At 51.9% G+C, this 19,531-nt stretch carries 16 protein-coding genes, 2 tRNA genes and 1 pseudogene; 9 read left to right on the top strand and 10 right to left on the bottom strand.

Translation table 11 applies throughout. From position 1 onward, the window contains the following. Positions 1 to 63: 63 nt before the first annotated feature. Positions 64 to 1,068: a tryptophan--tRNA ligase gene (trpS, locus tag OOJ59_RS14415; protein WP_137347227.1), complete on the top strand. Its 1,005-nt coding sequence runs from the start codon at positions 64 to 66 to the stop codon at positions 1,066 to 1,068. 54 nt (positions 1,069 to 1,122) lie between these two features. On the opposite strand, the pseudogene OOJ59_RS28235 reads toward trpS, so the two are convergent. Next, positions 1,123 to 1,344: pseudogene (locus OOJ59_RS28235) on the bottom strand (NAD-dependent malic enzyme); the annotation flags it as partial. Between the two features lie 311 nt (positions 1,345 to 1,655). Beyond that, the gene (locus OOJ59_RS14405) at positions 1,656 to 2,636 is read right to left on the bottom strand and encodes an NAD(P)H-dependent flavin oxidoreductase (protein ID WP_160955973.1); all 981 of its coding nucleotides are present in this window, start codon (positions 2,634 to 2,636) and stop codon (positions 1,656 to 1,658) included. Positions 2,637 to 2,834: 198 nt separating this feature from the next. Here OOJ59_RS14405 and OOJ59_RS14400 point away from each other — a divergent pair, with 198 nt between their 5' ends. From OOJ59_RS14400 to OOJ59_RS14380, 5 genes are all read left to right on the top strand, one after another. Next, complete coding sequence (locus OOJ59_RS14400) at positions 2,835 to 3,731, top strand: LysR family transcriptional regulator (protein ID WP_193157040.1); 897 nt, start codon at positions 2,835 to 2,837, stop codon at positions 3,729 to 3,731. A 381-nt stretch (positions 3,732 to 4,112) separates the two neighbouring features. Beyond that, positions 4,113 to 4,189 (top strand) — tRNA-Val (locus OOJ59_RS14395). Positions 4,190 to 4,193: 4 nt separating this feature from the next. Beyond that, positions 4,194 to 4,270: transfer RNA gene (locus tag OOJ59_RS14390), tRNA-Val, on the top strand. 215 nt (positions 4,271 to 4,485) lie between these two features. Beyond that, complete coding sequence (locus OOJ59_RS14385) at positions 4,486 to 6,093, top strand: FAD-NAD(P)-binding protein (RefSeq protein WP_160955971.1); 1,608 nt, start codon at positions 4,486 to 4,488, stop codon at positions 6,091 to 6,093. Between the two features lie 4 nt (positions 6,094 to 6,097). Then, complete coding sequence (locus OOJ59_RS14380; RefSeq protein ID WP_085049419.1) at positions 6,098 to 6,820, top strand: substrate-binding domain-containing protein; 723 nt, start codon at positions 6,098 to 6,100, stop codon at positions 6,818 to 6,820. Here OOJ59_RS14380 and OOJ59_RS14375 read toward each other — a convergent pair. From OOJ59_RS14375 to puuE, 4 genes are all read right to left on the bottom strand, one after another. Then, on the bottom strand, positions 6,807 to 7,559 hold the full coding sequence (locus OOJ59_RS14375; RefSeq protein ID WP_079224361.1) for an ABC transporter ATP-binding protein: 753 nt from the start codon (positions 7,557 to 7,559) through the stop codon (positions 6,807 to 6,809). The genes OOJ59_RS14380 and OOJ59_RS14375 overlap by 14 nt on opposite strands. After that, the gene (locus OOJ59_RS14370; protein ID WP_085049421.1) at positions 7,556 to 8,560 is read right to left on the bottom strand and encodes a FecCD family ABC transporter permease; all 1,005 of its coding nucleotides are present in this window, start codon (positions 8,558 to 8,560) and stop codon (positions 7,556 to 7,558) included. The genes OOJ59_RS14375 and OOJ59_RS14370 overlap by 4 nt, the downstream gene beginning before the upstream one ends. Further along, positions 8,547 to 9,602, bottom strand: a complete 1,056-nt coding sequence (locus tag OOJ59_RS14365) for an ABC transporter substrate-binding protein (RefSeq protein WP_160955970.1) — start codon at positions 9,600 to 9,602, stop codon at positions 8,547 to 8,549. The genes OOJ59_RS14370 and OOJ59_RS14365 overlap by 14 nt, the downstream gene beginning before the upstream one ends. A 176-nt stretch (positions 9,603 to 9,778) precedes the next feature. Beyond that, on the bottom strand, positions 9,779 to 11,041 hold the full coding sequence (gene puuE, locus OOJ59_RS14360; RefSeq protein WP_038640330.1) for a 4-aminobutyrate transaminase: 1,263 nt from the start codon (positions 11,039 to 11,041) through the stop codon (positions 9,779 to 9,781). 106 nt (positions 11,042 to 11,147) lie between these two features. Between puuE and pdxR the strand changes: the two genes are divergently transcribed. Continuing rightward, the gene (gene pdxR / locus OOJ59_RS14355; protein WP_160955969.1) at positions 11,148 to 12,623 is read left to right on the top strand and encodes a MocR-like pyridoxine biosynthesis transcription factor PdxR; all 1,476 of its coding nucleotides are present in this window, start codon (positions 11,148 to 11,150) and stop codon (positions 12,621 to 12,623) included. A 42-nt stretch (positions 12,624 to 12,665) separates the two neighbouring features. Here pdxR and OOJ59_RS14350 read toward each other — a convergent pair whose 3' ends face one another. From OOJ59_RS14350 to OOJ59_RS14335, 4 genes are all read right to left on the bottom strand, one after another. Next, positions 12,666 to 13,874: a c-type cytochrome gene (locus OOJ59_RS14350; RefSeq protein ID WP_160955968.1), complete on the bottom strand. Its 1,209-nt coding sequence runs from the start codon at positions 13,872 to 13,874 to the stop codon at positions 12,666 to 12,668. A gap of 3 nt (positions 13,875 to 13,877) precedes the next feature. Continuing rightward, entirely contained in the window at positions 13,878 to 15,770 is a 1,893-nt protein-coding gene (locus OOJ59_RS14345) for an NAD(P)-binding protein (protein ID WP_160955967.1), read from the bottom strand. An 82-nt stretch (positions 15,771 to 15,852) separates the two neighbouring features. Further along, complete coding sequence (locus OOJ59_RS14340; RefSeq protein WP_038640326.1) at positions 15,853 to 16,326, bottom strand: ester cyclase; 474 nt, start codon at positions 16,324 to 16,326, stop codon at positions 15,853 to 15,855. A gap of 11 nt (positions 16,327 to 16,337) precedes the next feature. Continuing rightward, on the bottom strand, positions 16,338 to 17,765 hold the full coding sequence (locus tag OOJ59_RS14335) for a gamma-aminobutyraldehyde dehydrogenase (protein ID WP_085049426.1): 1,428 nt from the start codon (positions 17,763 to 17,765) through the stop codon (positions 16,338 to 16,340). Positions 17,766 to 18,078: 313 nt separating this feature from the next. Here OOJ59_RS14335 and OOJ59_RS14330 point away from each other — a divergent pair, with 313 nt between their 5' ends. Both OOJ59_RS14330 and OOJ59_RS14325 read left to right on the top strand, forming a co-directional pair. Then, a complete protein-coding gene (locus OOJ59_RS14330; RefSeq protein WP_038640319.1) occupies positions 18,079 to 18,804 on the top strand; it encodes a FadR/GntR family transcriptional regulator in 726 nt (241 codons plus the stop codon). Between the two features lie 24 nt (positions 18,805 to 18,828). Then, positions 18,829 to 19,527, top strand: coding sequence for a cache domain-containing protein (locus tag OOJ59_RS14325; RefSeq protein ID WP_038640317.1), 699 nt, complete (start codon positions 18,829 to 18,831; stop codon positions 19,525 to 19,527). Positions 19,528 to 19,531: the final 4 nt, after the last annotated feature.

Here is a 19,531-nt window from a genome sequence, read left to right as displayed (position 1 = left end):
CCGCCGAAAGGCGGTTATTTGCATTTGAAGACCCCTTTCGGTTTTACGCTTAAGGAGTCTTATATGAACAACAAAACCATCATCCTCACTGGCGATCGTCCTACTGGCCCGTTGCACCTCGGCCACTATGTTGGCTCGTTGCGCCAACGCGCCACGCTGCAGTACGATTATCAGCAGTTTATATTGGTCGCAGACCTGCAAGGACTGACCGATAACGGCAGTACGCCACAAAAGATCCAAAACAACATTCCCGAAGTGCTGGCTGACTATCTCGCCGCGGGCATAGACCCCTCACTCACCACCATTTGTTTGCAATCGGCCTTGCCCGCCCTTGCCGAACTGACCGCGCTTTATATGAACATTGTTACCGTGGCGCGCGTGGAACGTAATCCTACGGTCAAAAACGAAATTGCGCAGAAAGGGTTCGCCCGCTCGTTACCGGTTGGCTTTCTGGTTTATCCCATCAGTCAGGCGGCAGATATTTCGGCCTTCAAAGCTGAAGTGGTTCCGGTCGGCGACGATCAACTGCCGATGATTGAACAGACCAATGAAATCGTGCATAAAATGAACAGCTTATTACCTGCCCCAGTCTTGTCGCATTGTAAAGCGTTGCTGAGTGAAACCAGTCGTCTGCCCGGTATCGACGGTAACGCCAAGATGTCGAAATCACTAGGTAATACAATTCTGTTGTCCGCCAGCGAGGAAACCATTCATCGCGCCGTCAGCGCAATGTACACTGACCCTAACCATCTGAAAGTGTCCGATCCGGGGCAGATTGACGGCAATATCGTATTCACCTACCTCGACGCGTTTCACCCAGATAAAATCAAAGTGGCGGAGATGAAAGCGCATTATCAGCGCGGCGGATTAGGTGACAGGGCATGCAAAAATGAGCTGGAGATGTGCTTGCAAGAACTCATCGCGCCGATGCGTGAGCGTCGGGCAACTTACATTCAGGATAAAGGCATGCTGATGGCGATGCTGAAAAAAGGCAGTGAACAGGCGCACGAAGTCACACAGCAGACATTAAGAGAAGTGAAACAAGGGCTGGGTTTACCGGTGTTCTGAACACGAATCGCGCTCCCGACGATTTGCCACCGTCGGGAGTGATCAGCGACTGGTTCAGCCACTTCTTATGGCTCTATGCCACAGCGTAGACTCCTCCGGGATACAAATTGCAACACTATCATGTTGCGCTGCAATACCCACATTAAAGGTTATAGCTTTTGTTACTTCCTGGATATTATTAATATCCGGTAACAATGGAGAGTCTTTATCAAAATTCACTTGATAATAAGAGACTAACGTTCGGCTTGCAGTTATTAGCCTATTTTCCGTTATGCGCGTAGCATGGCTAGCCTAACCCAATACCATGAAATATTTAAACATTTTTACATTGTGCCATCGGGTATTGCTTCCCTTTGTATAAATCATCCGTATTCAGTTACTATTACATACTGAAAATCAGTGTGTTAGCGATTAACATGGTGATGATCCCACCAAGAGCCGGAATAACAGTTCTGCGCACGATCATAAATGGAGAACACTCACCTGACTGACTTACTGCAATAATGATACCTGCGACCGGCGACATTGCACCTCCCATCCCAGCCCATTAATTGCATTGGCAAAAGCATTTATAGGTGGTACCGCATTCACCCTACGGTTAACTCGTCCACTACCTCGGCTACGCCTTTAACGCTGCGAATATTGCCGATGCCTGTCCCGAGTGAGATATAACCTTCATCGGTGTTACCTTCCAGCATACCAATACGCAGGCCACGCAGCCCTCCCATCTTTTTACCTAACTCCTCATTACTTGCTCCGGCTTTGTCCATTGATACCAGAGTTGTTGCCAGCCTGCCCGGCAGTGAGCGGTAATAGTGAGGAAGCGTGCGGAACAGCAACAAATCCAGCCCGTTTGCATCAATGATTTTATCTTTAACCGATTTTGGTACGCGACTTTCTTCGGTGCCGATAAAGACTGAACCGGCAAACACCCCTTCAGCGCCGAGCGCGTGTGCCGCTTTTGCGGTGCGGTTGTCGGTAATACCGCCTGCAGCCATTACGGGAATATTTACCACGGAATCGGCAATCAATGGCACGATGGAAAAAGTACCCAGTGCAGTACCCGGAAGAGTCCCACCTTCGTCAAAACCGGTCGCAACGATGATATCGGCTCCGGCCTCTTCAGCAAGCCGGGTATTTTCAGGCGTCGGGTTGATATCCCTATAAATTACGGAAATACCCGCCGCTTTTAATTCGTCGAACAATGCGGGAATCACCGCTCCTTCTCCGTAACCGGTGTATACCACAGCCCTGACGCCTTCTTCTTTTATCACCTGCAAAATAGGTTGAGTCCAGATGTCATTTTCAGGCGTAGGTATCAGATTTACACCGAAAGGCTTTTCGGTAAGTTTTTTGGTTTTGCGGATTTCTGCGCGCATTTTTTCTGCCGTTTCTTCAGGGGTGGAAACGGCGGTTTCGGCGGTTAAGCCTGCGTTGGGACCCAACACGCCTAGCCCACCAGCATTGCTTACGGCTGCAACTAAACGAGCATCTGTCAGCCATGATAAAGGTCCCTGGATGACAGGTTTTTCTATGCCAAGGATTTGGCAGACACGATTATCTTTCATGTTGGAATTTCCTTCATATTAGCTTGCCGCACCGATGGGGCGGCCTGAGATTTACTGTTTCGAAACGGGGTAACGAATGACGGGGAGTGTAAGCAGGAATATTATTTAGAAAAATAGCTAAAATTATTCATCACTGTTATAAAATTAGTAACAATCTAACCCATATGCTCTGTCATATTTCAGAAAAAAGATAACCTTATGCAAATAAATCTCTTTGAATCTATTAGAATTTTTATAGAAATAGTTGAGTCAGGGAGCTTTACTCAGGCGGCAGAGAATCTGGGCATTTATCGTCCCGCCGTTACCAAAGCGCTACAGCTACTTGAACAGCACAGCGGCACGCGTCTGATGCAGCGAACGACGCGCCGTATCAACCTTACGCCTGACGGGGAAGAGTTCTATCGTCGTAGTAAACCCCTGCTGGCACAGGCAGATGAATTGCTGGAGTCCTTCAGCAGCGACCAGGTTCTGCACGGTCAGCTACGTGTAGATATGCCTATTGCGCTTGCAGCGCTGCTGGTCATTCCCGCGTTACCCGACTTCTATAGCAAGTATCCGGGAGTTGAAATCATTCTGAGCAGTTCGGACCGCCGTCGGGATATGTTACGGGATGGTCTGGATTGCATACTGCGGGTGGGGGAACTGGAAGATGGTGATTACATTGCTCACAGAATGGGCAGTATCAAAATGACGACCTGTGCCAGCCATGGCTATATTGCGCAACATGGCAATCCGGAAACGCTGGAGGATTTGAGGAACCACCATGCCATCAACTGGGTTAACAGCAGCAGCCGGCAAATTATGCCGTGGACCTTTGCGACGCCAAAAGGGATCGAGGAAATAACCTTGCCGGGTAAACTTGTTGTTGATAACTCTGAGGCATACGTTGCTGCAGGCCTTGCTGGTCTGGGCTTGCTTCAGGGAATGAACGTATTTTTACAGCCCTATCTCGATAGCGGGCAGCTTGTTGAGGTATTGCCCCACCATCCTTCTCCTGACCGCAACTTGTCACTTCTTTATCCACACCGACACCTTTCACGCAAGGTACGTATATTTACTGAATGGTTAGAAAGCTTATTGTGCAAAGGTTTATGAGTTCAGACGTCATATAAACTGCCGGTAAAATAAACAATTTGAAAAGCGAGGAAACGTTCCAAATTAAAGGTGATTATTCTGAGAATACCATGTCCTCTTCTCGCTCAAAACGGACTTGCAGTCCTACACAATTATCCGCTTCTTACCTGCAATGAATACGGAGCAGGTCAGCATGCTGAACAGAAGGATGCCAACCCAAATGCCCCCATTATGTCCCCAGCGTACCGGGTGAATAAAAAACACGCTGCAAAATCAACAAAATATAATCAACTTGCTTAATTACTCTGCAAACGCGTGAGATCCGGAAGAAAAATGCGATTTCCCTCTTGCCTCATTCGGTCTGTGCCGCTAATATTCGTCCCCGTTGTCACCTACAACGTTGCGTTCATAGCTCAGTTGGTTAGAGCACCACCTTGACATGGTGGGGGTCGTTGGTTCGAGTCCAATTGAACGCACCATATTGCGTCCGTAGCTCAGTTGGTTAGAGCACCACCTTGACATGGTGGGGGTCGGTGGTTCGAGTCCACTCGGACGCACCATATCACTTTTGATGTGGTGCCTTTCTCCTTATATTATTCTCGATAAAATCCCCTAATTGTTGTTGCCGTCCTGAGCGATTTCGCTATTCTTGCTGTCTATCCCGTTTGTCTCCTGCGCCGTTATCGACCACACTTATCCTGCTTCGCTTGTTTTCGGCACAATGCCGACACAGAACATCGATCACAGGGCATAAAAATAATATCAGGTGGATAAGATGAACAAGATCGCTATCGTCGGTACGGGACCGACAGGAATCTATACGTTACTCGCGCTTCTCAAGCATCAAACCCCGCTTTCAATTAGCCTCTACGAACAATCGAATGAAGCTGGGGTAGGCATGCCCTATAGCGATGAGGAAAACTCGCGATTGATGCTGGCAAATATCGCCAGTATTGAAATACCTCCCATTACCTCTTCTTATCTCGACTGGTTACGTCAACAAAGCGTTGAACATTTAGCCCGTTATGGCGTGAAACACGCCTCGCTGCATGACCGACAATTTCTGCCGCGAATTCTGCTCGGTGAATATTTTCGTGACCAGTTTTTACGCCTTGTAGACCTTGCGGACAAACAGGGGTTTAACATCACCGTACACGAGTCCTGTCAGGTCAAGGATGTCAAAGCCACAACGGATGGCGTTGTTATTTGCAGCGATCATAACGACCCGGAGCACTTTGATCTTGCTGTCATCGCCACGGGTCACGTCTGGCCTGACGCACAAAGCGCATCACGCACCTTCTTCCCGAGTCCGTGGACCGGGCTTATGGAGGCAAAAATCCCGGCGTGTAATGTAGGAATTTTGGGTACGTCGCTGAGCGCTATTGATGCGGCTATGGCCGTCGTCGCACAACACGGCAGGTTTGTATTAGATGATGCGCAGGGTGTTCATTTCGAAAGAAATGAAGGCAGTCAGGATCTCAACATTCTCCTCATGTCCCGTTCTGGCATTCTACCGGAAGCCGATTTTTACTGCCCTCTCCCCTACGAACCACTCTCCATTGTGACTGCTGAGGCACTGGAACAGTGTATTGCAGATGGTTCTGCTGGGCTGCTGGACAGGATCTTTATGCTCATAGTCAAAGAAATTGAGCTGGCAGACCCTGTCTGGAGCAAAGAAGTCGCCCTCTCTTCCCTGAACGCCGACAGCTTTACGGATGTCTGGTTCGCTGCCCGTAAAAAGCACGATCCGTTTCGCTGGGCCGCAGCCAATCTTGAAGAAGTCGAACGCAATAAACGTGAAAAACACACGGTTGCCTGGCGTTACGCTATTCTGCGACTGCATGAGGCCGTACAGGAAATTGTCCCGTGGCTGGATGAGAAAGACAGAGAGCGGTTTAACAATGGACTTGCTCGCGTCTTTATCGATAACTATGCAGCCATTCCTTCACAGTCGATCCGTAGATTACTGGCGCTGCGTGAGGCCGGGATCCTGAATATTCGCGCGCTCGGTCAGGATTATCAGTTAGAGCAAAAAGAGAAAATGACGGTGATACGCGCTCAGGGCGAAACCTATAAGTTTGACGTTTTTATCGATGCCAGAGGCCAGAAAGCGTTAAAAATTAAAGATCTGCCATTTCCATCGCTGCGGGATCAACTGCAATCCACGAGTGAGGAAATACCGGATGTCGGCGATGACTATACGTTACAGGCGCCTGATATCGTCCGGGGCCGCATTGCGCTCGCCGCACTTCCCTGGCTGATGCACGATCAACCGTTTGTGCAAGGGCTTACTGCCTGCGCAGAAATTGGCCAGTGCGTCGCGCGTGCCATTTCCCGGCCAGCCACGCGTCTTCGTCGACGCATACCCTATTACGAGGCGTGACACAATGTCTTCTTCCATCACTCTGCTTGCAGCCGGCAGTTTACGTCCGGCACTGACCCCGCTGATAACCCATTTCACGCACATAAGTGGAATAGATGTGAAAGTGGAATATGGTCCAGCCGGTTTACTGCGTGAGCAGATTGAGGCAGGCGAACCCTGTGCGCTGTTTGCTTCGGCCAGTCGGGAGCATCCGCAACGCCTTCTGGCTCAGCATAAAGCTCTCTCAACGCACACCTTTTGCTGGAACCAACTGGGTCTGGTTACCAACCGGACCGCTGAATGGCTGGATTTGCTGCGAAACCCTACCCTGCGAATTGGTACCTCTACGCCCGGCTGTGACCCTTCCGGGGATTATACCTGGGCATTTTTTGACAAGATGGATGCGCTGGAGAGGGGCCTTGGGCAGCAGCTTCGCGAAAGGGCCATTCCCCTGGTTGGTGGTCGAGACACCGTCAGGATCCCGCAGGGAGAACTGGCCAGCGCCTGGGTCCTGCGTCAGGGACTGGCCGATCTGTTTATCGGCTACGCGCATTATGCAAAAACGCTCCGCACACTACCCAACGTTCGTTATGTAGCGATTCCGGCTGAATATAACATTCAATGTGAATACCAGTTGGCGCTGCTGGAGGCATCCAAAGATGCGCTGGCGCTGGTTGAGTTTATGCTCGGCAACGGCGGTCAGGAATTTCTGATCGCCGCCGGTTTTATACCACTTACCGACGAATAGAAAACAGCGGCGCAATAAACGGCGTCTGGTAATGATCAACGTTCACTTTTCGCAGCGGTAATCCATAGGCCTGGGACAGATTATCTTCCGTCACGATGCTGTCCGTCGGCCCTGCCCGCCATTTTCCTTCAGGAAGCAGCAGCAGCGTATGCGTGGCTATCTGTAGCGCATGCAGCGGATCGTGGGTTGAAAACAGCACGCTGCAGCCTTGTTGGCGAGCCAGATCGCTGATGAGCTGCAGCACCACCTGCTGATTAGCGAGATCCAGCGCGGAACATGGTTCATCAAGCAATAACGTCTGGCATTCCGTGACCAATGCCCTGGCTATCATCACTAACTGTTGTTGCCCGCCAGAGAGTGAACCAAACGAGCAGGCGCCAAGATGTGCGATATTAAGTTGCTCCAGCGCCTGCGCTGCCCTTTTTTGATCCTGCTGGCTGGGCTGCGCAAATAACTTCACGTGCTGTGCCCGCCCCATCAGTACCACATCGCTGACCGTATAGGGAAACGGCAGATGACAATGTTGCGCCACAATCCCAATTCCACCGGCATTCTCAATACTGCCGCCCAAAGCAGGCAGCGTGCCGGTTAGCGTATCGAGCAGCGTACTTTTACCCAGACCGTTACGTCCCAGCACCGCCCAGACCTCACCTTTCCGGCAACTGAACGTAAGCGGCTCAAATAGCGGTGCGCGATACCCGTAAGTCAGCCGATTCACGCGCAGTGCGACAGATTTCATTGTTTCCTCCGACGACTGTTGCGGATGAGTAAAAAAGCAAACAGCGGCGCGCCAAATAATGCAGTGATGATCCCCAGCGGGATCTCCGCAGACATCAGGGTGCGCGCAATATCATCTACCACAATCATAAAACCGCCCCCCAGCCAGAAGGCACAAGGGAGCAACCGACGATGATCGACACCCACCAGCAAACGTGCCAGATGCGGAATAACCAGACCGACCCAGGCAATACTGCCGCTTACCGCCACCTGAGCGGCGACTAAAAAAGCGCAGCACACCAGCACGCTGCGTCGCAGAGGAACCACCGCCACGCCCAGCGCTCTGGCATCTTTATCATTGAGCGATAGCAGATTTATCCGCCAGCGTAACTGATACAAAACCGTCGCGGCGATACCCACCGGAATCGCCAACAGCAGAACTTTATGCCAGTTGGCCGTCGCAAAACTCCCCAGCAGCCAGAACACAATGTTCGGTAACGTCTCTTCGGTATCCGCCTGATACTGAATCAGACTCACCAGTGCGGCAAAGAAACCGCTCAGAATGATACCCGACAGGATCAGCACCAGCGTATTCTCCAGCCCCTGCAATGTAGCGATGGCATACACCAGAATCAGCGCCGTCAGACCGAAGAAAAACGTTGAGCCCATCATCAGCCACGGCGACAGGCCGAGCAGAATAGCCAGCGTACCGCCAAAGGCAGCCCCCGACGTCACGCCGATAATATGCGGGTCGACCAGTGGATTATGAAATACCCCTTGCAGCGTCGCGCCGCATAAACCCAACGCGCCCCCTGCCAGCAACGCGATCAGAATACGTGGTAACCTGACCGTCCAGACAATCTGGCTGGCAATCCCTTCGGCGTCGCTATAGTGCGTCAGATGGTAAAATACCTCGCTTAACGACAGCGGATATTGTCCGAGGCACAGCGAGCTGACGCCCAGTAATAAGACCGCCGCCATTAGCAGCGGCTGCTGGGGTAAAATGCGGTTACTTAGCTGCATCAGACTGCCAGTTCACACGATAAAAACGCTGATAGTAGTCTTGCGCCTGCGCATCGACATCCACGTCTTTATAGGCGTCCGGATACAGTTTTTTGGCCATCCACAGTTCACCTATCGCCAAGGCTTCCGGCATCGGATACCCCCAGGCTTTGGCGTATTCCGGCATCAGCCAGATGCGATGATTTTTCACCGCATCAATCCCCTGCCAGTTGGGATCGTTTTGGATCTCAGTCACCACCTGCGGGTAACGGTCCTGAACAAAAATCACTTGCGGATTCCACGCTAATACCTGCTCAAGCGCGACCTGACGGGCGCCTTTCACACTGGTCGCCGCCACGTTTAATCCCCCCGCATGCTGCATCATCAGTCCCGTATACTTCCCGGAGCCGTAAGTCATCAGGTCGGGGTTAGCCATATAAATACGCACCTTTTTCGCATCAGGAATGTTGGCAACTGGCGCGTTGAACTTTGCCCGCGCCGCAAAAACGTAATCGATCAACGTTTCTGCCTGCGCTTTGCGCCCCACAACATCCGCAATCAGGCGAATTCCCTGCTTTAACCCTTCGTTGTAGACCTGCTCTTCATCGGCCATAGTCGGATTCATTTTATTCTGCTGACCATCAGCATCCTGACGCAATGAGATAGCGACCACCGGAATACCGGCGTTCTGAATCTGCTGAATCATCTCCGCAGGCGCATAGTTGGCAACAAAGACGACCTGTGGGTGAATCGCCAGCAGGCTCTCGATATTCACGCTGGTGAGATCGCCCGGCGTCGGCAATGTCGTTATCTTCGGCATAAAACGCGCGAATTCAGGTCCGAGCTGTTTTTTCCAGCTCGACATTACACCAACAATGTCTTGCTGGGCGTTGAGTTGCACCAGAATATTCAGCGTCTGGTGTTGCAGCACAACCACTTTGTCGACATGGTCTGGAATCGTGATCTGACGACCAAGCTGATCGGTAATCTTACGCTCGGCCTGCGCGGAGAACGCCACCAGGAAGCTGGCGCAAACCAGCACAAAAGAACGGAGAGTTAACATGGGGTACCATCTGGATGAGGAATAAAAACGATATATATTAAATTATATAGCGATATAACTGGCAACCCATTAGCGATAATTACCGCGCTACACACGAGGAAGATCAATTTTTGTGGGCAAAAATAAAGCCGACGGCAATGACCACCGTCGGCTTTTGTTGATACTGAGTGGCTAAACTATTTCGTCGCAGCTTTAATGATATCGAGCGCTTTCGCAAACTGATCCTGCGGAATTGTCAGCGGGTAAAGGAAACGAATAACGTTGCCGTACTGGCCACAGGTTAACAGCAGCAATCCCTGCTCAAGGGCTTTCTTCTGCACGCGTTGCGCGACGGCAGCGCTGGGCTCCCCCGTCGCTGCATCGCAAAATTCAGCAGCAACCATTGAGCCTAAGCCGCGCACTTCGGCCAGCTCAGGGCACCATCCTTGCGCGTCAGTCAGGGTGGCGCGCAGTTGTTCGCCGAGAGCCGCTGCTCGTTGGCACAACTGCTCATCACGAATAATATCCAGTACCGCATGCGCCGCCGCAATCGACAACGGGTTGCCGGCATAGGTACCACCCAGACCACCCGGCGCAGGCGCATCCATAATTTCTGCCTTGCCTACCACGCCAGACAGCGGCATCCCACCCGCAAGGCTTTTTGCCATCGTCATCAGGTCCGCTTTGTCGGCGTAGTGATCCATCGCAAACAGTTTACCCGTGCGAGCAAAACCACTTTGCACCTCATCGGCAATCATCACGATGCCATGCTCATCACAGATACGGCGGATCCCGGCAACAAACTCCGACGGCGCCACCACGAAACCGCCTTCGCCCTGGACCGGTTCGAAGATAATCGCCGCAACCTGAGTTGGATCGATGTCGGCTTTAAACAGGCGTTCAATCGCTTTTAGTGAATCCGCCGTGGAGACACCCTGCAACTCAGAAGGATATGGCGCATGGTAAACGGAACCCGGGAACGGGCCGAACCCTTTTTTATAGGGCGCTACTTTGCCGGTCAGCGCCATCGTCATGTAAGTACGTCCATGAAAACCGCCGCCAAAAGCGATAACACCGGGACGACCGGTATGCGCGCGGGCGATTTTCACCGCATTTTCCACGGCTTCTGCGCCAGTAGTGAAGAATGTGGTTTTGCGTTTACCGTCAATCGGCGCAACGGCGTTGATTTTCTCAGCCAGAGACACATAGCTTTCGTACGGTACAATCTGATAAGCCGTGTGGGTAAAAGCCTGCAGTTGCGCTTCGACTGCCTGCACCAGACGAGGATGACGGTGCCCGGTGTTCAGCACGGCAATCCCGGCGGCAAAATCAATATACTGATTGCCCTCAATATCGGTAATCGTGCTGTTTTCTGCCGACTGGGCGTAAAAATCACACATGACACCCACGCCACGCGGGGTGGCATCCAGACGACGTTGTTGCAGGTTTTTATTGTTCATTCTCTACACCTTGTCCATAAATACATTTCAGTTGAATTACCCTTTAAATTTAGACGCCATCTGGTACTTTAATCGAGAGCCAAATCGTTTTATTTTAAGGATCCAAATGCGTTCACTTGCCGGAGATGTGATCAAGCAAGCATTTAGCCAGCAGACAGATGAAAAATTACATCGTCGCCTGTATGCCGCCATCTGTAGTTGCATCCTTGAGGGCAGCCTGAAACCGGCTACCCGCATGCCTCCCTCGCGGGATCTGGCGGGCGAACTGACGTTATCGCGAAACACCGTCTTGCGGGTTTACGAGCAGTTGCAGGCCGAAGGCTATATCTCTGCGCGCAACAGCAGCGGCACCTTCGTTAGCGACAGCGTGCTCGACAATCTCGACCTCCGCCCCAACAAAGAGCCTGTTGCTGCCGCGCTTGAGGATCACACCCGCTTATCTGCCCGCTGCCTTGAACTGCTGGGGCATGCCAGCGCCAGTCCCCGGCAATGGGGAGCCTTTATTCCTGGCGTGCCTGATGTTCAGCATTTTCCTCACCGGGTGCTCAAAAAAATCCAGGATCGGCTGGCAAGGCGATTGCGCCCGGCGTTTCTCACTTACGATGCCGCAGGCGGGGTGAGTGAATTGAAAGAAGCGCTGGCAGACTATTTGCGCACCGCCCGGGGTGTACGTTGTTCGCCTGATCAAATCCTGATTACTGAAGGTATTCACCAGGCGTTGGATCTGGTTACGCGTGCGTTGTGCAATCCGGGTGACAGTGCCTGGATTGAGGAGCCAGGCTATTGGGGGATAAAAAACATTCTACGCATCAACGCGGTTCACTTTTCGGCAATCCCGGTTGATGAGCAAGGTATGATTCCGCCAGGCCCAACAGAACCCGCACCGAAGCTGATTTTTGTGACACCGTCACATCAGTATCCGCTCGGTTCGGTAATGAGTCTGAGCCGTCGGCAACAGCTTCTCTTGCGCGCCCGCGAAACGCGAAGCTGGATAATAGAAGATGATTACGATAGCGAGTTTCGCTTTTCCGGGCAGCCTATTCCGTCATTACAGGGACTGGAGGAAGAGACGCCGGTTATCTACATCGGAACATTCAGTAAGACCCTTTATCCCGCACTGCGACTCGGGTATGTGGTACTGCCCAAACCGCTAGCCGCGCCGCTTAAAAAGGTTCATAACGACCTCTATCGCGGCGGACATTTGTTGATTCAGGCCGCGCTGGCGGAGTTTATCCGCGAGGGATACTACGCGGCGCATATTCGAAAAATGCGCCAGTTGTACAGTCGTCGTCGCCAGATGCTGGTGGAACTGATTACCCGCCAACTTGGTGAGCAATATCTTGGCTCCTTCAGCAGCAACGCCGGGCTGCATATGATTTTACAGCTACCCGCCGGAAGTGATGACGTCGCCATAGCCCGGCAAGCGAATGCGCAAGATCTGCTGGTGCGTCCGCTGTCTCGTTACTACGTGAATGAAGAGAAATGCAGCGGCCTGCTGTTGGGGTTTGCCAGTATTGAAGAACATGAAATGGCGGCGGCGTTTACCCGACTCGCGACGATTATCAGGGAAAACGCCGTATAAGCACTGCCGGATAGCGGTGCTCGCACCTCTCCGGCATGCTGTTTAATGTGACGCTTTTTTAACGCCAGCCAAATCCTCCTGGCTTACTTCACCATTCCCTTCCCCCCAACTTTTACGCACGTAGTTAATTACGTCACGCATTTCGCTGTCGGTTAACATGCCGCCGTAGGCTGGCATCTTAAAGGAGACGCTGCCCCGCGTTGTCGGGGTTTCTGCGCCATAGGCAATCACTCTGTACAGTGGCGTCGGGTCATCCACCATCACCAGCGGATTGCGGATCAACGAAGGTGCATTATCATCCGTACCTTTGCCTTCCAGACCGTGACACGTTGAGCAGTAGCGGTTATAGGTCACTTTGCCCGCCTCGGCTGAATTCGACCAGGATGTCGTAGTCGCTGCGGTACGCCCCGCTTCAGGCTTCGTACTTTTCAGGCTCAGCAGATATTGTGCGATCGCCGTGGCATCTTCGTCCGTCAGATACTGTGTACTTTGCGTAACGACTTCAGCCATCGAACCAGAAACCGCGGCATGTTTACTTTTACCGGTCAGCAACAGCGATTTTAACTCCGACTCCGACATTCCGGTGCCCCGCAGCGACGGCGCATACCAGCCGTCGATCATCGCGCCGCTCAGATACTCGGGATCGGCATTGCTGTACGCTTTTTCGTTCATCGCCACACCTCTCGGTGTATGGCATGAACCGCAGTGGCCCGGGCCTTCCACCAGATAAGCGCCTCGTTTTAGCAGGACCGCGTTTTCATCCGTTTTCGCGCCCGTAACAGCCGTCTCTGGCGCGTCGGTAAACAACCAGTTCCAGATATGCAGCGGCCAGCGGGCGGAGAGTAGCCACGGAATGGCATTCTCTTTATTGGGTTGTGCCGACGGCGTGACATCATGCATAAAATAGCGGTACAGCGCCTGAACATCCTCGTCAGAAAGCTTCGCGTAAGAGGGATAAGGCATGGCCGGATAGAGCGGATGACCATCTTTGGCAATCCCCTGACGGACCGCCTTTTCAAAATCCTCGTATGCGTAGCTACCAATCCCCTGCGTCTTATCTGGCGTAATATTGGTCGAATAAATATCTCCAAGCGGAGTGGGAAACTTTTTACCCCCTGCCATCGCCGCGCCACCTTCCGTCGTGTGACAGGCTACGCAGTCAGAAATCCTCGCGATGTATTCGCCATGCGTTTCAGCCGCAGAAACCGTGGCGGTAAATAAACAGGCGGCAAGAACGGTTACATTACGCATAGATCACCCCATCTCCTTGAGTTCATTAACCGCTCGCCATGCCTGATCGATCGCCGTATGAGCATAAGCCCCCCAGTCAGAATCGGAGTTAGCAATGGCAATACGACCGACTGGCTTGCGCGCCCGCTCGATAATCTCGGGCATTTTGTCCATATCGTCGAACAACGAGTTAGGGTAATAGGCATAGCCATGCGCCCAGCGGTTAACCGTAATGGCGGCAATATCGCGTTGATTTTCAAAGCCTGTTGCGCCAAACATCTCCTGCAACTGGGCGCGAATCATCTCTTCATGCGCCGCAAATGTCGTCCCCAGCAGATAGGCCCTCCCCAGACGGAACTGCTCTCTGGCCGAGAGGTTACTGCCAGGATACGTGGGGACGTAGACCATATGAATCACCATCGGATCGTCCGGTGAGGCTGGGTGTTGATAGCCGCCGATACTGACCGGATAGTCGAGCTTAACCCGGCTGTAAGGTGCTGCCGGAGAGTAAAATTCATGCACGCCAAGCTGTTTAAATGCCTGCCAGTTTTTAACCACCACGTTGGTGTATACCAGCGGCGCTTTCACGTTCAGTTTGAGATCAGCCTGCTGCTGTTCCGGCATCTCTGGCACCAGATACGGAATCAGCATGTTATAACCCGCCATAATGGTGTTCTTACCACGAACGCGATGCATTTTTCCGTCGCGCAGATAGCTGACAACAACGCCATCCGGTACGTTGGCGGCGTTAATCACCGTGCTGTTCAGGCGCAGACGCGTGGTGTTTTCCGGCAGGTCCAGTTTTTCATAATGCAGTCTGGCGAGGACCGAGTCCTCCATGGTGGTACCCGGTAGCGCATCCGGCAGCATATACCTGACCAACAGTCGGGCAAGACCGGCATTTCCATCCGGAAAATGGTAAACATACGGCTCTTCGAGGTCGGCCAGCGACTCTCCATCCAGCGGGGGTAATCCCAGCGCTTCCATACCCGGTAAGGCGCACGCCCGGGCATCGCTACAGGAAATCCCTTCAATGCCAATGGCAAAGAAGTCGTTAGAACGCTGCTGAAAATAGAGCAGCGCCATTTTGCTCAAACCGACTTTTGTCGCCAGAAACTCACTGTAGCTGTGAGTATCCAGCCATTCAGTTTTCTCATCAATCGTCATACCCGGAAGGTAGTCCGCAGGACGTACATGCAGATCGATTAACGCTTTTCTGTCGTTCTCGCTTAGCGGAAAATCATTGATAAAGTCTTCGATCTTGCGTCCATTCAGTCTGTCCGGCGGAATATCATCAGATACCGCCCGTCCCGGATCGCCGCTGACGATTTTTGTTTCGCCAAAATTCTTTTTATCGAAGAAAACGCCGCGACTGAGCTGCCAGTCGGGATAGAAGTTTACGTCAAAACTCTCTTTCAACCGCGTGACGCTGACGCCCACGGTTTCCATCAGCTTTTGCACTTCGGGACTGAAATTATGCGCCGGCGACTGGAATGCTTCACTGCCGCCATAGCCGAGTAGTTTCTTGCCCGAGCTGGTAAACTCATTCCGTTTGGCATGTCCTCCAAAATCGTCATGATTATCGAGGATCAAAATCCGGCTATTTTGTCCGGCAAGTTGACGCCAGAAACAACCGGCAGCCAGGCCGCTAATACCGCCGCCTACAATCACCAGATCGTACTCTTCCTCAATAGGCAAAGCGTTTAAATCAAAATGTTTATGCTCACGGCCCACGGCATGCGCCATTTCAAACGATCCCGGATGATTGCCCCGCAGCCCTGTAAGCGCAGGCGGATAATAACTTCCATCTATAAATGCGTTTTCCTTCCCTGCCGCCCTGACCCATTCCAGCGGGGTAAGCCCCGCTGCAACGGTCACCGCGACGCCGTTGAGAAAATCACGTCTGGTAATTGCCATTAACTTTTTCCTTATTGCTACACGGCCCTTAACACGACACAAATAAGAGGCATCCCCTTCTCAGCAAAAAGGGGATCGCCATCTATTTCACTGGCTTTAATTCTTCATCCAGTTTCTTAGAATCATAATAATCACCCTGCCAGGTGATTTTTCCTGCTTTAACATGAATATAGCTAACACCTTCAAATCTTATCAGATTATTTGTCGGTGGGCTCCCTGCCCATTCACCACTATTTTTTCCTGAGAACTGCCAACGAAAAGCCACGGTATCCTCGTCATAAACGGGTTTACCGATCATTTTCCAGGTCAGATCCGGGACCGCCTTAATAAAGGCCCCAATAACTTCTTTTTCTGCTTTTTCCCGGCCGGTAATCGGTTCTCCCGCGGCGGCATCATAATAGACTGCATCATCTGCAAGATATTGAGCCGCTCGCGAAGCATCATGCGCATTCCACGCCGCCATATACTCGTTCACGGTATTCAGCGAGGTACTTTCTGCCAGGCTATAGCCCGAGAGCATCACCAATGAAAGCACCGCCACTTTTAATGTTTTCATCACTACCCTCTCTATTCAGAAATGTCGCACATGATATGTTTCACCCGTGTGTATTCCTCGAGTGAATAAGATGAGAGATCTTTGCCATAACCTGATTTTTTGAAGCCGCCATGCGGCATTTCGGCGCACAGGGGAATATGGCTGTTAATCCATACCGTGCCAAAATCGAGGTCAATGCAAAAGCGCTGCGCGCGGCTGTGATTGCTGGTCCAGACACTCGCCGCCAGACCATATTCCACATCATTGGCCTTAAGTAATGCATCTTCATCGCCAGAAAACGACTGAATAGTCATTACTGGACCAAATACTTCATGCTGGATAGCTTCATCGTGCTGTTGCAGACCAGAGACGATCGTCGGCTCAAAATAGAAGCCAGGGCCAGATCCGGCGCGCCCGCCGGTCTCAATTTTTGCATGCGCCGGTAAACGCTCAATAAAGCCTTTCACTTGTTCCAGTTGATTCCGGCTATTCAATGCACCATACAGCGCATCCTGGTCTTCTGGCGGCCCAAATTTAATACTCTTTGTTTTTTGTACCAGTTTTTCCAGGAATTCAGCGTAGATGGACTGTTCGACCAGAATACGCGTGGCCGCCGTGCAGTCCTGCCCGGCATTGAAAAAGCCAGCCGTGACAATCGCCGCAATCGCCTTGTCCATATCCGCATCAGCAAATACCACCGCGGGCGCCTTCCCGCCCAATTCCAGATGCGCCCGGGTCAGGTTCGCCGCTGCCGAGGCCGCAACCTGCAGACCTGCACGGACCGAACCGGTAATCGAAACCAGTGAGGCTTTCGGGTTTGAGACCACCAGAGAACCGGTACTGGCTTTGCCTAAAACCACGTTAAACGCCCCTCTCGGGAACAAGGGTGCCGCCAGTTCCGCCAACAGCAGCGTACTGACCGGCGTGGTGTCGCTTGGCTTTAACACTACCGTGTTACCCGCCGCCAGTGCCGGCGCAATCTTCCATACCGCCATCATAAACGGGTAATTCCACGGCGTAACTTGCCCGACAATACCCAGCGGTTCCCGGCGAATAGTCGAGGTAAATCCAGCGGAATATTCGCCTGCTGCCTTGCCTTCAAGACAACGCGCAGCCCCGGCAAAAAAACGGATGGCATCGCAGGATGCCGCGATCTCTTCCTTCTCAATAAAATGGCGAAGCTGGCCCGTCTCCTGGCTCTGGGCATTGACCAGTCGCTCCACGTTGCGTTCTATTTCGTCCGCCAGGCGCAATAACGCTATTTGTCGCTGGGCCGGTGTCGATTTTCTCCAGATGCTAAACGCCGCTTCAGCAGCAGAGTAAGCCTGCTCCACCTCTGCCGCGCTGGCATTAGGAGATAATGCGTACGTTTCACCGTCGACCGGACTCACCAGTTCGAAGGTCTCTTCGCTGCCGCCTGCTACATATTGCCCATTAATAAAATGCTTCAGGGTTTTCATGTCTGTCTCCACCCGTTAATACATAAAGAATCTTATGTAATATATATATTGTAAAAACTTTTCAAATACGCAACATTGACACTATGATAAGCCTCTCATTTTTAACTTGTTCTTTACATTATTCAGAGAAAGGCTTGTCATTGTTAGCTGACGCGGCGCGCGCAGCTCCAATGGTTATTGGGACACACATCCGTCTGTGCGGCAGCTTTTGCGCATGGGCATGTAAAATAACGCGGCCATTCTTACCTTCCTTGCCCAGCAGGCATGTGTTAGAAAGGGTCGTTGTTTCAGGGAATTGAGTGCAGAAAAGATTATGATTACTCACGCGGTCATATTTGCGCCTATCGGGCAGGTCAGTCGTTCAGACCAGATAGTGCAACGCCTTTCAAATGCCATTATCACGGGATTGTTGGAGCCGAAAGAACAGCTTCCCAACGAAACTGATTTGGCAAAGATGATGGGTGTCTCACATATCACTATCAGAGAAGCGCTAAACACGCTTCGGGCTAATAATCTTATCCATACTGTTCGTGGCCGTAATGGTGGCAGCTTCGTTTGCGAAAATATCGATGGCAAAAATAGCCCCCTGCATCCGTTCAAAGCGATCAGTACCGATTATCTTTCGGATCTGGGGGAAATGCATTGCGCCATCATTAGCCATAGCGCAAGACTTGCTTCCAGACGAATGACCGGCGCGGATATCGCCAAATTTCGCGAGTTTGTTGAGGTGCTCAGACAGGCAAAATCACCTGAGCTGATGACCCAGGCCGATATGCGATGCCTGCTGGCAATAGCCGCCAGTTCACATTCGGCACGGCTGGCGAACCAGGAGCTTCAGGTGCAAGCTGAATGGGCATCGCTGGTGGCGATCCTCTATCGCACGGACAGCATTCATGCCGAAATTATCGCGCTTTATTCAGCGCTGGCCGATGCGCTGGCCGCCCACAACGAGGCGGAATCAGTACAGCTTGCCACGCGGATCATCGACACCTTTACCTATTACCTTATCGAAAAAAAGCTGAAATATAACTCGAACTGACAATCCGTGAAGGCAGGACAGACAATGAGCTCTTCGACATCTTTAAGCGCATTAATCCGTAAAATTGATGATATTACTGTCTCTACGGTAGATTCTACCGTGGCGCTGGCGAGGAGCATCCATGAGGCGATTGCCGGGATACAGAAAGCTTCAGCCGAGGTTGTCCTCGATCCCTCGGTGCGATCCACCGTTCAACAGCATATTAAGCGTACGCTCAATGACAACCATTACTGCTCTGGAGCCGGATTTGCCAGCCATATAGAGAGCACCGCCACCACCAAAGAGTATTGGCTTTTGGAGTGGTGGTATAAGAAAGATAATGGTTTGAGCCAGGCGCACCTCGATTTGGATCAGGCCACGCAGCAACGACTGGATTTCAGAACCTTCGAGTGGTTTAAACATTCGCCACCGGCAGGCAAAGCTTATATCCACGGCCCGTACGTCGATTATATCTGCAATATCTCCTATACCCTGACTTCGGCAGTGCCGGTCTACTACAACGATCAGTTTCTTGGCGTCGCCGCCGTCGATCTGCTGGTCAGCCAAATCGAAGCCGAACTGCTCTCCTGCGCTCATCCTGACTATGTCATACTGACCAATCTGGAAAACAGGATTATCTTCTCCAGCTGGCCGCGCTTTCGCGTGGGTGAGTTACTGTCGCCCGCCAACAGCACCGTGGTATATCAGAGCGACTACTTTATCCTTTATCACTATCAAAACTAAGGGC

Source organism: Citrobacter sp. W9 (assembly GCF_026719375.1).
Classification (GTDB): Bacteria; Pseudomonadota; Gammaproteobacteria; order Enterobacterales; family Enterobacteriaceae; genus Citrobacter; species Citrobacter werkmanii.
This window is presented reverse-complemented; position numbering and strand designations above follow the sequence as displayed.

Excerpts from the sequence above, each read along its gene's own strand:
- trpS (WP_137347227.1), top strand. The coding sequence starts at position 64 with ATGAACAACAAAACCATCATCCTCACTGGCGATCGTCCTACTGGCCCG.
- OOJ59_RS14405 (WP_160955973.1), bottom strand. The coding sequence starts at position 2,636 with ATGAAAGATAATCGTGTCTGCCAAATCCTTGGCATAGAAAAACCTGTC.
- OOJ59_RS14400 (WP_193157040.1), top strand. The coding sequence starts at position 2,835 with ATGCAAATAAATCTCTTTGAATCTATTAGAATTTTTATAGAAATAGTT.
- OOJ59_RS14385 (WP_160955971.1), top strand. The coding sequence starts at position 4,486 with ATGAACAAGATCGCTATCGTCGGTACGGGACCGACAGGAATCTATACG.
- OOJ59_RS14380 (WP_085049419.1), top strand. The coding sequence starts at position 6,098 with ATGTCTTCTTCCATCACTCTGCTTGCAGCCGGCAGTTTACGTCCGGCA.
- OOJ59_RS14375 (WP_079224361.1), bottom strand. The coding sequence starts at position 7,559 with ATGAAATCTGTCGCACTGCGCGTGAATCGGCTGACTTACGGGTATCGC.
- OOJ59_RS14370 (WP_085049421.1), bottom strand. The coding sequence starts at position 8,560 with ATGCAGCTAAGTAACCGCATTTTACCCCAGCAGCCGCTGCTAATGGCG.
- OOJ59_RS14365 (WP_160955970.1), bottom strand. The coding sequence starts at position 9,602 with ATGTTAACTCTCCGTTCTTTTGTGCTGGTTTGCGCCAGCTTCCTGGTG.
- puuE (WP_038640330.1), bottom strand. The coding sequence starts at position 11,041 with ATGAACAATAAAAACCTGCAACAACGTCGTCTGGATGCCACCCCGCGT.
- pdxR (WP_160955969.1), top strand. The coding sequence starts at position 11,148 with ATGCGTTCACTTGCCGGAGATGTGATCAAGCAAGCATTTAGCCAGCAG.
- OOJ59_RS14350 (WP_160955968.1), bottom strand. The coding sequence starts at position 13,874 with ATGCGTAATGTAACCGTTCTTGCCGCCTGTTTATTTACCGCCACGGTT.
- OOJ59_RS14345 (WP_160955967.1), bottom strand. The coding sequence starts at position 15,770 with ATGGCAATTACCAGACGTGATTTTCTCAACGGCGTCGCGGTGACCGTT.
- OOJ59_RS14340 (WP_038640326.1), bottom strand. The coding sequence starts at position 16,326 with ATGAAAACATTAAAAGTGGCGGTGCTTTCATTGGTGATGCTCTCGGGC.
- OOJ59_RS14335 (WP_085049426.1), bottom strand. The coding sequence starts at position 17,765 with ATGAAAACCCTGAAGCATTTTATTAATGGGCAATATGTAGCAGGCGGC.
- OOJ59_RS14330 (WP_038640319.1), top strand. The coding sequence starts at position 18,079 with ATGATTACTCACGCGGTCATATTTGCGCCTATCGGGCAGGTCAGTCGT.
- OOJ59_RS14325 (WP_038640317.1), top strand. The coding sequence starts at position 18,829 with ATGAGCTCTTCGACATCTTTAAGCGCATTAATCCGTAAAATTGATGAT.